13 protein-coding genes are annotated in these 10,440 nt (G+C 40.6%); all 13 read left to right on the top strand.

Annotation, left to right across the window (positions count from 1 at the left end):
- A partial coding sequence (locus BKK52_RS13595) for a hypothetical protein (protein ID WP_158076058.1) occupies positions 1-340 on the top strand: 340 nt, incomplete at its 5' end.
- A complete protein-coding gene (locus tag BKK52_RS12990) occupies positions 337-951 on the top strand; it encodes a LysE family translocator (RefSeq protein ID WP_077421714.1) in 615 nt (204 codons plus the stop codon). The genes BKK52_RS13595 and BKK52_RS12990, both read left to right, overlap by 4 nt.
- 14 nt (positions 952-965) lie before the next feature.
- Positions 966-2,252 (top strand): histidinol dehydrogenase, encoded by a 1,287-nt coding sequence (hisD, locus tag BKK52_RS12985; RefSeq protein ID WP_077474582.1) that lies wholly within the window; start codon positions 966-968, stop codon positions 2,250-2,252.
- Between the two features lie 81 nt (positions 2,253-2,333).
- Positions 2,334-2,744, top strand: coding sequence for a hypothetical protein (locus BKK52_RS12980; protein WP_077478876.1), 411 nt, complete (start codon positions 2,334-2,336; stop codon positions 2,742-2,744).
- A gap of 225 nt (positions 2,745-2,969) precedes the next feature.
- Positions 2,970-3,356 (top strand): hypothetical protein, encoded by a 387-nt coding sequence (locus BKK52_RS12975; RefSeq protein WP_143531434.1) that lies wholly within the window; start codon positions 2,970-2,972, stop codon positions 3,354-3,356.
- Positions 3,353-4,348, top strand: a complete 996-nt coding sequence (locus tag BKK52_RS12970) for a virulence RhuM family protein/type II toxin-antitoxin system death-on-curing family toxin (RefSeq protein ID WP_143531433.1) — start codon at positions 3,353-3,355, stop codon at positions 4,346-4,348. The genes BKK52_RS12975 and BKK52_RS12970 overlap by 4 nt, the downstream gene beginning before the upstream one ends.
- A 24-nt stretch (positions 4,349-4,372) precedes the next feature.
- The gene (gene hisC, locus BKK52_RS12965; protein WP_077478873.1) at positions 4,373-5,437 is read left to right on the top strand and encodes a histidinol-phosphate transaminase; all 1,065 of its coding nucleotides are present in this window, start codon (positions 4,373-4,375) and stop codon (positions 5,435-5,437) included.
- A gap of 174 nt (positions 5,438-5,611) precedes the next feature.
- A complete protein-coding gene (gene hisB, locus BKK52_RS12960) occupies positions 5,612-6,700 on the top strand; it encodes a bifunctional histidinol-phosphatase/imidazoleglycerol-phosphate dehydratase HisB (RefSeq protein WP_077421711.1) in 1,089 nt (362 codons plus the stop codon).
- Between the two features lie 24 nt (positions 6,701-6,724).
- Entirely contained in the window at positions 6,725-7,570 is an 846-nt protein-coding gene (locus BKK52_RS12955) for a DUF817 domain-containing protein (protein WP_077421710.1), read from the top strand.
- Between the two features lie 35 nt (positions 7,571-7,605).
- The gene (hisH, locus tag BKK52_RS12950) at positions 7,606-8,196 is read left to right on the top strand and encodes an imidazole glycerol phosphate synthase subunit HisH (RefSeq protein WP_077417203.1); all 591 of its coding nucleotides are present in this window, start codon (positions 7,606-7,608) and stop codon (positions 8,194-8,196) included.
- A 12-nt stretch (positions 8,197-8,208) separates the two neighbouring features.
- Entirely contained in the window at positions 8,209-9,099 is an 891-nt protein-coding gene (locus tag BKK52_RS12945; RefSeq protein ID WP_165688486.1) for a COG2958 family protein, read from the top strand.
- Between the two features lie 14 nt (positions 9,100-9,113).
- Positions 9,114-9,863, top strand: a complete 750-nt coding sequence (hisA, locus tag BKK52_RS12940; RefSeq protein ID WP_077417201.1) for a 1-(5-phosphoribosyl)-5-[(5-phosphoribosylamino)methylideneamino]imidazole-4-carboxamide isomerase — start codon at positions 9,114-9,116, stop codon at positions 9,861-9,863.
- Positions 9,845-10,440: imidazole glycerol phosphate synthase subunit HisF (gene hisF / locus BKK52_RS12935; RefSeq protein ID WP_143531432.1), on the top strand; the 596-nt coding region annotated here is incomplete at its 3' end. The genes hisA and hisF, both read left to right, overlap by 19 nt.

Genomic DNA, 10,440 nt, shown 5'->3' with positions numbered 1-10,440 from the left:
TTGTATTATTATGGATGATAATTTTGAAATAAATAATACTTTTATACATAAAATACCTGATCTTGTTTTATCCTGTAAATATAATGAAAATGAGTTTTCTTGTTTGTATTATCATATAGCGACTCAAATTTTATTAAAAAAAATATCAAAGTCATACAAAAATAAACAACTTGTAAACTCTAATACAGAAGCTGCTTTAAAAGTAAAATCATCATCAAGCTATGATTTGTGTATAACTAATAGATTTTGTGCAGAACAACAGTCTTTAATAATATTACAAATATTGAGAAAAGAACTCAAAATGCCATTTCTTTGCTTTTCTAAAAAGGAGAAAAAATGACCTTATCCCTGTTATTTTATTTCACCCTTTCCAGTTTGCTACTCGCCGCTTTACCCGGTCCTTCGATGATGCTTGCGATTCAAGGCAGCCTCGAAAAAGGCTTTAGAAAAGGTATGGAGATCACGTTTGGTGTTTTACTTGGTGATGTTGCGCTACTGATTGGGGTAATTGTGGGTGTTGGCGAAGTATTAAGTCAATCGCCCAACATTCTGGCAATAATGGGAACGGTCGCCAATGGTTATTTAATTTATCTTGGTGTCAGTAGCTTAAAGACACTTCGCCATTTTGTTAAGGCAGAGGAAAGTGTCACCAATAAATTCAACTGGAAAACAGGCTTTTTTATTACCGTGATTAACCCGAAAACGATAGTATTTTTACTGGCTTATTTTCCCCAATTTTTAGATCCTAAAAGCCTATGGAGTACCACTCAGCAAATGATTTTACTGTCAATTATCTTTCTTATTGCTGTTGCGATTGTAATGTTTTTTTACGCTTTCAGTGCCTCTTTAGCAAAACAGTTTTTAAATCGCCCCAATGTACAAAAAATAATGAACCTCGCTTTTGGGTTATTGCTCGTTTATCTTGGGGTAAATGGTTTTATTCAGGAATAATATAAGGAAACGATATGCAAACACTTATTTGGAACAATTTAAAAACTTCGGAAAAAATGACCGCACTTTCCCGCCCCGCGCAAAAAGTGGGGGAAAGTATTAAACAAGCGGTGGACGCTATCCGTGAAAATGTGGCACAGAATGGCGATGGTGCTTTGTTTGAATTGGCGGAGAAGTTTGACAAGGTAACCTTGCAAAAACTCACCGTATCACCGGAAGAGATTGCGGCGGCAAGCGGTCGAATTTCACCGGAACTTTGCCAAGCCATTCAACAAGCAAAAGCGAATATCGAAGCCTTTCACAAGGCACAACAAAATCAAGAAATTGATATCGAAACACAACCCGGTGTGCGTTGCCAAGTGCTGACCCGCCCGATTGAACGGGTTGGATTGTATATTCCCGGTGGTTCAGCCCCACTATTTTCGACAGTGCTGATGCTTGCCATTCCTGCCAAAATCGCCGGTTGTAAAAAAATTGTGCTTTGTTCCCCTCCACCGATTGCAGATGAAATTCTTTATACGGCAAACCTTTGTGGCGTGGAAACCATTTACACAGTAGGTGGTGCACAAGCAATTTTTGCAATGGCACAAGGCACAGAAACCGTGGCAAAAGTGGATAAAATCTTCGGGCCGGGCAATGCTTTTGTAACAGAGGCGAAACGCCAAGTGATGCAACGAGGCTCTGCCATTGATATGCCGGCTGGGCCTTCAGAGGTTTTGGTGATTGCCGATGAATTTGCCGACCCTGATTTTGTTGCAAGTGATCTCCTTTCCCAAGCGGAACACGGGGTAGATAGCCAAGTGATTTTAGTCACCAATAGTGAAACACTGGCAAAAGCGACCGCACTTTCCATTGAAAAACAGCTTGAAAACTTGCCTCGAAAAGAGACCGCAGAGCAAGCCCTCGCCCACAGCCGAATTTTCATTGCGAAAAGTATTGAACAAGCGGTTGAAATCAGCAATGCCTATGCCCCTGAGCATTTAGTGGTACAAACGCAAAATGCCCGTGAATTATTGCCATTTCTAGACAATGCAGGCTCGATTTTCTTAGGGGCATATTCGCCCGAAAGTATGGGCGATTATGCCAGTGGCACAAACCATGTTCTGCCCACCTATGGCTACACCCGTACCTATTCAAGCCTAGGGTTGGCGGATTTCAGTAAACGAATGACGGTGCAAGAGCTTACCCCACAAGGTTTTAAAAACCTCGCTCCAACCGTCATGGCAATGGCAAGGGGGGAGCAGTTGGAGGCGCATAGACTGGCGGTGGAGGTGAGGTTAAATAAATTATTGGATGATTGATACATTTTTATTATTTCCTCAAACAATAAACAATTTATAATGTTGAGTGAATATAACTTTTATGAAACTAAAGGATAGACAATGAAAATTACCTGCCCTCATTGTGAAACCAAAAATGATATTGAATTTTCAGAAAATATTAAATGTAGATGTTGTGAAAAGAGTTTTACAGGCTATTCATTTAGTATTAGAAAAATAACTAAACCGATTATTGCAGGTGCATCTGCTCTATTGGTTACAGGAGGAATTATTGGTTATAAAGTTGAAAATAGTTTAGATCAAATTCGGTATTCGCCAAAATTTGAATATGCAATTATTAACCAATGTGCAAACCCGAATAATAGATATCTTTCTAATAGAGAGCTTGAAAGAAATATTGAAATTTGTAGTTGCACTTTAGAAAAGACGATCAAAGAAGTTGGATATAAAAATGAGATAGATAACGAGCTGATAGACAGTTTTACTAAAAATCTCGTAATGTGTAATAAATAGGCTCTACAAGAGAGCCTATAAATTAACATTTAAAGATTATTTTTTAGGGGGGTTATTACCCCGACCACCGCCAGATGGATTACCTGTTTTACTTGGCCAGTTTGGATTTTGTGTGGATGACATAAAAATTCTCCATAGTATGAATTAAACGTTTAAAACCTCTGAAGGATATCTCCTTCATTGGTTATTCATTTTACGGATCAATCGGGGACAATTTGGGACAAAATGAGCAAGAAACAATCAAACGAACACGAAATTCAAAATTTATTGCAAGAACTCAAAAAACTATTAAACGAAGTTGGTTGGGATAAAAAAGTACTAGCTAAAAAAGTAGTAGAATCTCAAGAAGAATATTTTAGTGATACGGAAGAGGAAATAGAGAAAAAGAAGAGTAAGGAATATGAAATAATAAGAAAACTTTTTAATAGGCCACCTAAAAAAGAAGAAACATTACATTTTTATATTTCTTTTATTGTTGAACACGAAGACAATAAAAAACTAGATTTTTGCAAATTGCCCGAGTTAGAAAACTTTGATGATAATCAAAAAGAAATATTAACTGGTATTGCTGAAATTTCTTCGGCATTTTTTAAAAGAGAAAAAGGGGAATAAAAATGCAAAACCCAATTGAAATTTACCAAACTCAAGACGGGCAAACGCAAGTTGAGGTGAGGTTTGAGAATGACACATTATGGCTAAGCCTTCTACAAATGGCAGAGTTATTTGGACGTGATAAGTCCGTGATTTCCCGCCATTTAAAAAATATTTATGAAGAAGGAGAGTTAGAGCAAAATTTAACCGTTGCAAAAAATGCAACAGTTCAACAAGAGGGTAAACGCAGTGTTACTCGGGATATTGAATACTATAATCTAGATGCAATCATTTCCGTTGGTTATAGAGTAAATTCAAAACGGGGAACACAATTTCGCATTTGGGCAACAGCTCGTTTGAAGGATTATCTGGTCAAAGGCTATGCCTTAAACCAACAACGCTTACAACAAAATGCGGTGGAATTGGAACAGGCATTGGCGTTAATTCAAAAAACTGCTCGCTCTGCCGAATTGACTGTGGAAAGCGGTCGGGGATTAGTTGATATTGTCAGCCGCTATGCTCAAACGTTTTTATGGTTGCAACAATATGATGAGGGGCTTTTGACAGAGCCTAAAACACAACAAGGTGGGATATTACCAAGCCTCAGTGAAGCTCGAGTGGCGTTGTTGCAGTTCAAACAACAATTAATGGAAAAGGGCGAAGCCTCGGATTTATTTGGTCGGGAACGGGAAGATGGATTAGCTGCCATTTTAGGTAATTTGGATCAAACGGTTTTTGGCGAACCCGCATATCCGACCATTGAAGCCAAAGCCGCACATTTACTCTATTTTGTGGTAAAAAATCACCCGTTTTCAGATGGTAATAAACGGAGTGGTGCATTCCTTTTTGTTGATTTTCTACATCGAAATCACCGTTTGTTTAATGCAGAAAATCAGCCTGTTATTAATGATACGGGCTTGGCAGCATTAACACTTTTGGTAGCGGAATCCGATCCAAAACAAAAAGAAACGCTGATTCGGCTCATTATGCATATGTTAAAAAAATCTGATTAATCTTTTTACAATAAGGCAAACACAATGAACATCAATAATTTATCACGTAAAAATATTCAAGCCCTCACCCCTTATCAATCCGCACGGCGATTGGGCGGTAAGGGCGATATTTGGTTGAATGCCAATGAATATCCGATTTCGCCAAACTTTGATTTAATTGACCGCACTTTTAATCGCTATCCCGAACCACAACCGCAGGCAGTGGTGGAAAATTATGCCGCTTACGCAGGCGTTTCGCCTGACAATGTATTGGTGAGCCGTGGCGGTGATGAGAGCATAGAGCTGATTATTCGTGCCTTTTGTGAAGCGGAAGATAGCGTAATGTATTGCCCGCCTACCTATGGAATGTATGCGGTGAGTGCGCAAACCTGTGGGGTGGCGTGCAAAACCGTGCCTTTGACGGTGGGTTTTCAGCTCAATTTGGCGGAGATTGAACGCCAGCTCGAGGGGGTGAAAGTGGTGTTTGTTTGTAGCCCGAATAACCCAACGGGCAATCTTATCAATCGGTCAGATTTGCTAACGCTGTTGAATATGACCGCAGGGCGTGCGGTTGTGGTGGTGGATGAAGCCTATATCGAATTTTGCCCTGAGGCAACTCTGGTAACCGAATTGGCAAATTATCCGCATTTAGCGATTATCCGCACCCTTTCCAAAGCCTTTGCCTTGGCAGGGTTGCGCTGTGGATTTACCCTTGCTAATGGGGAATTGATCCAAATCTTACAAAAAGTGATCGCCCCTTATCCACTGCCTGTCCCCGTTTCAGATATTGCCGCCCAAGCCTTACAACCACAAGGATTACAGCAAATGCAAAGTCAGGTGGCAGAAACCCTGAAAAACCGTTCTGAATTGCAAAAACAGCTCAAAAATTTACCATTTGTGGAGCAGGTTTACCCGAGCGAAGCCAATTATCTTTTGGTGAAATTCCAAGACGGACAAAAAGTGTTTCAATCACTTTGGGAGAAAGGGATTATTCTACGAGATCAGCATAAGGCATTGAATTTACAAAATTGTATTCGGATTACTGTGGGAACGAAGGAGGAGAATGAGAGGGTGGTTGAGGCAATCTATGCTTTATCCGGTAAGGAATAAAAATTACTGTAATCCGTGGGTATAACTACTCACGGTTACCCATAATCGTTCCCCTTGTGGGGGAACAAATGATAGAAATATGAGCAAAGAACAGGCTACCCCAACGGGGTAGATTTATACTTAACCTAGGGTAACTTGTTACCCTAGGGATATGAGTAAACACAGGAGAACAACATGCAACCAACCCTTTTTATCGACCGTGATGGCACATTGATTGATGAGCCGAAAACTGACTTTCAAATCGACAGTTTGGAAAAACTTAAATTTGAGCCAAATGTGATCCCCGCCCTACTGAAACTGCAAAAACGTTACCGCTTGGTGATGGTGAGTAACCAAGACGGCTTGGGGACGGCATCTTTTCCACAAGCGGATTTTGACAAGCCGCATAATGCGATGATGGCGTTGTTTCGCTCGCAAGGTATCGAATTTGATAACGTGCTGATTTGTCCGCATAAGCCCGAAGATCAGTGCGAGTGCCGCAAGCCGAAAACCAAACTACTACAAAAATATATCGACAGAAACTTATTCGATCCTGACCGCTCTTTTGTGATTGGCGATCGTGCCACCGATGTGCAATTAGCGGAAAATCTTGGCATTCGAGCATTGCAATATCACCCGGAAAAACTGAACTGGGATCTCATTACAGAAAAATTATTAGGCGAAGCGGTCACCAATATCGGCGACCGCCTACCACGCCACGCCATTGTTGAACGAAAAACCAAGGAAACGGATATCAAAGTTGAAGTGTGGTTAGACGAAACCGGCGTGAACGAAATCAGCACTGGCGTGGGCTTTTTCGACCATATGCTCGATCAAATCGCCACCCACGGCGGTTTCCGTATGAATATTTCTTGCAAGGGCGACCTGTGGATTGACGAACATCACACCGTGGAAGATACCGCACTTGCACTCGGCACAGCGTTAAAACAAGCCATCGGCGATAAACGGGGCATTGCCCGTTTTGGTTTTGTGCTGCCAATGGACGAATGTAAAGCACAATGCGCGTTGGATTTATCGGGTCGCCCGTTTATTAAATTTAAAGCCGATTTTAAACGGGATAAAGTGGGTGATTTCAGCACCGAATTGACTGAGCATTTTTTCCAATCCATTGCTTTCACTATGCTTGCCACCCTACACATTAGCGCCCGCGGCGACAACGACCACCACAAAATCGAAAGTTTGTTTAAAGTGTTTGGACGCACGTTAAGACAGGCGATAAGAGTTGAGGGCGAGGAGTTGCCGAGTAGTAAGGGGGTTCTTTAATGATAATTCTGGAAATATCATTAAATGCTAAATAAACTGGATCATTGGCTTATCCATCACCCACCTAATCCCGAACTTCGAGGGATAAAACGCTTTGTGGTGGAGTTTTGTTTTTTCGGGTTGAAAGAAGCGAGGGCTTGCCTTTTTGCTGGATTGTTTTTTATCGCAATGTTTGTAATCCCAAAATCAGGGCTATGGGGTATTCCCCGTTATGATATTTTGCTGATTTTTGCCTTAGTAGTGCAAGCGGTGATGTTTTGGGCAAAATTGGAAACCTTAGATGAAATCAAATCCATCACGCTATTTCACTTAGTTGGATTTGTTTTGGAATACTTTAAAACATCAAGCAGTATTCAATCGTGGGCTTATCCTGATTTTGCCTACACCAAAATAGGCGGCGTGCCGTTATTCACAGGGTTTATGTATGCTGCTGTTGGTAGCTACATTATCCAAGCGTGGCGATTACTTGATGTGAAAGTTAAAAGCTATCCACCTTATTGGCTTTCTACCTTGGTGGCTGTGCTTATTTACCTTAATTTTTTTACACATCATTACATTGGCGATTATCGCTGGTATTTAGCCGCCTTTGCTATGGGATTATATGCTCGCACCTATGTTTATTTTACCCCTTACGATCACAAACGCAGTATGCCATTGTTATTTGCTTTTGTGTTAATTGGCTTTTTTATTTGGTTAGCGGAAAATATCGGCACATTTATTGGCATTTGGCAATATCCTAATCAAATGGGGGCGTGGGCAACCGTACATTTAGGTAAATGGGGAGCTTGGTCATTATTGATTGTAATGACGTTTACCATTGTGGCAAATTTGAAACATATTAAACAAACTATTCGGGTTTCTCGGGATTGATACTCATAAAAATTAAAGATAGCAAGGAATATATAATGAAATTAGTCATCATCGATACCGCTTGTGCCAATCTTTCCTCCGTCAAATTCGCTTTTGACCGATTGGGCTATGTGGCTGAGATCACAAGTGATCTCAATAAAATTCAATCTGCTGATAAGCTCATTCTGCCCGGTGTGGGAACGGCTGTTGCGGCAATGAAAAACTTACAAGAGAGAGGGTTGATTGAGGTGATCCAAAACCTCAGCCAACCCGTGTTGGGTATTTGTTTGGGGATGCAGTTAATGACGGCTTGTTCCGAAGAAGGTAACGTGGAAACCCTGAACCTAATGCCAAGCCAAACGGCGTTAATCCCTGATACAGGTTTACCTTTGCCGCATATGGGCTGGAATAAGGTGCATTATGCGGAAGGCTGCCTGCTGTTTGAGGGCATTGAGCAAAATAGCCATTTCTATTTTGTGCATAGTTATGCGGTTAGCCCGAATGATAACACCATTGCTACCAGCCATTACAGTGTGGATTTTTCCGCTGCTATTGCCAAAGGCAACTTCTACGGTGTGCAATTCCACCCCGAACGCTCGGGCAAAAATGGGGCGTTGTTGTTACGGAATTTTGTGGAGAATATATAAGGATAAAATCTTATGCAAAAGACAATAAGAAAATTATCTCAAAATCAAAAAGTTATAAAATTTTTGAAAGATAATTCTAATAAAAAATTTACTGCGAGAGAAATAGCGGAAAATATTACTCAACTCTATGAACAAGAATATGAGCTAAAAAGAAAACCTTTTTCATCGCATAATGATTTTATTAGTCAAGTTGTGTCAGAAATAGGACGTAATAAAGATTATTTGATTAAAGCAAGTATTCAATTACAGGATAAGCCTAGACCAAGAGTATTTTGGTATGATTCAGAAGAAATTAAAGTTCCAGGAAAGGAATTGGTTAATAAATTTTCTGAAAAAGATCTCTATCCATTATTGATCGAATTTTTGAATAATGAATTTGGATTATTCTGCCTGAGAATAAATGAAAAAACATCAAGTAATTTAAAAGGTTTAAATGGTAATAAATGGTTACACCCTGATATAGTTGCAATGCAGGTGCTTGATAAAGAATGGGATAGTGCAGTTCAAGATTGTGCGAAAGCCAGCTCAGGTCAAAATGTCAAACTTTGGTCATTTGAAGTGAAAAAAGAATTGACAAGTTCAAATGTAAGGGAAAGTTTTTTTCAAGCTGTCAGTAATTCCAGTTGGGCTAATGAAGGATATTTAGTTGCAACATCAATTCCAGATAATATATTAAATGAGCTTAGAATTTTATCTTCATTACACGGTATTGGCGTAATACTATTAGCCGAAAAAGACATTAGTGAAAGTGATATATTATTACCAGCAAAACAAAAAATAGAAGTTGATTGGCAATCCGTTAATAGAATTGTGAAAGAAAATAAAGATTTTAAAGAATATATTGATTATATTTCTGTTTATTATAGAACAGGCAAGATTTTTAAAAATAATTGGAATAAATAGCAGGAATAAACACAATGAATAAATCAATTATTATCCCCGCCCTTGACTTAATTGACGGTCAAGTTGTGCGGTTATATCAGGGCGATTATGCCCAAAAAACCTTATATAGCGACAATCCCGTGGCACAATTTCAGGATTATGTAAAGCAGGGGGCAAAACAACTTCATTTGGTCGATTTAACCGGGGCGAAAGACCCAACTAAACGCCAAACTACGCTGATTGGGGAAATTATCAATCAAGTCCAATGCCCGATCCAGGTAGGTGGTGGTATTCGCTCAGAGCAAGATGTGGCGGATTTATTGGCGGTTGGCGCAAATCGTGTGGTGATTGGTTCAACAGCGGTTAAGCAACCTGAATTAGTCAAGAGCTGGTTCAATCAATACGGTGCAGAAAAGTTCGTATTGGCGTTAGATGTCAATATTGATGCAAGCGGTCAAAAAATCATTGCGGTTAGTGGCTGGCAGGAAGCCAGTGGTGTTTCTCTTGAAGCCTTAATTCAAGATTTCCAAGCCGTAGGCTTACAGCACGTTCTCTGCACCGATATTTCCAGAGATGGCACATTGGCAGGCTCAAACGTAGCGCTTTATCGTGAAATTTGCAGTGCTTTCCCAGAGGTGCAATTTCAGTCTTCAGGTGGAATCGGCAGCCTTGCGGATATTGAAGCCTTGAAAGGCACAGGTGTAGCAGGTGTGATTGTTGGGCGGGCGTTGCTTGAAGGAAAATTTAATGTGGTGGAGGCGATCAAATGTTGGCAAAACGGATAATTCCTTGTTTAGATGTGAAAGATGGGCAAGTAGTGAAAGGTGTGCAATTTCGCAACCACGAAATTATCGGTGATATTGTCCCGCTTGCACAACGTTATGCACAGGAAGGGGCAGACGAGCTGGTGTTTTATGATATTACGGCTTCATCAGACGGTCGCACTGTGGATAAAAGCTGGGTAGAACGAGTCGCACAGGTGATCGATATTCCCTTTTGCGTAGCAGGGGGGATTAAAACCGTAGAAGATGCGGAAAAACTGTTTGCCTTTGGGGCGGATAAGATTTCGATCAATTCGCCCGCTCTCGCTGATCCCACTTTAATCTCCCGACTTGCGGATCGTTTTGGTGTACAGGCGATCGTGGTCGGGATCGATAGTTGGTTTGAGCAGGAAACGGGGAAATATTGGGTTAATCAGTACACAGGCGATGAAAAACGTACCCGCCAAACTCAATGGCAGTTGTTTGATTGGGTCAAAGAAGTGCAACAACGAGGCGCCGGTGAGATTGTGCTAAATATGATGAACCAAGATGGTGTACGAAAGGGTTACGATCTGGAACAGCTTAAAAAAGTGCGGTCGGT

Source organism: Rodentibacter trehalosifermentans, from assembly GCF_002000545.1.
In the GTDB taxonomy this organism is placed as follows: Bacteria; Pseudomonadota; Gammaproteobacteria; order Enterobacterales; family Pasteurellaceae; genus Rodentibacter; species Rodentibacter trehalosifermentans.
The sequence above is the reverse complement of the archived record's forward strand: the minus strand, read 5'-3'. Positions and strand labels throughout refer to the sequence as shown.

Bases quoted from the DNA above. Each gene is read 5' to 3' on its own strand.
- BKK52_RS12990 (WP_077421714.1), top strand. From the start codon at position 337: ATGACCTTATCCCTGTTATTTTATTTCACCCTTTCCAGTTTGCTACTC.
- hisD (WP_077474582.1), top strand. From the start codon at position 966: ATGCAAACACTTATTTGGAACAATTTAAAAACTTCGGAAAAAATGACC.
- BKK52_RS12980 (WP_077478876.1), top strand. From the start codon at position 2,334: ATGAAAATTACCTGCCCTCATTGTGAAACCAAAAATGATATTGAATTT.
- BKK52_RS12975 (WP_143531434.1), top strand. From the start codon at position 2,970: ATGAGCAAGAAACAATCAAACGAACACGAAATTCAAAATTTATTGCAA.
- hisC (WP_077478873.1), top strand. From the start codon at position 4,373: ATGAACATCAATAATTTATCACGTAAAAATATTCAAGCCCTCACCCCT.
- hisB (WP_077421711.1), top strand. From the start codon at position 5,612: ATGCAACCAACCCTTTTTATCGACCGTGATGGCACATTGATTGATGAG.
- BKK52_RS12955 (WP_077421710.1), top strand. From the start codon at position 6,725: ATGCTAAATAAACTGGATCATTGGCTTATCCATCACCCACCTAATCCC.
- hisH (WP_077417203.1), top strand. From the start codon at position 7,606: ATGAAATTAGTCATCATCGATACCGCTTGTGCCAATCTTTCCTCCGTC.
- BKK52_RS12945 (WP_165688486.1), top strand. From the start codon at position 8,209: ATGCAAAAGACAATAAGAAAATTATCTCAAAATCAAAAAGTTATAAAA.
- hisA (WP_077417201.1), top strand. From the start codon at position 9,114: ATGAATAAATCAATTATTATCCCCGCCCTTGACTTAATTGACGGTCAA.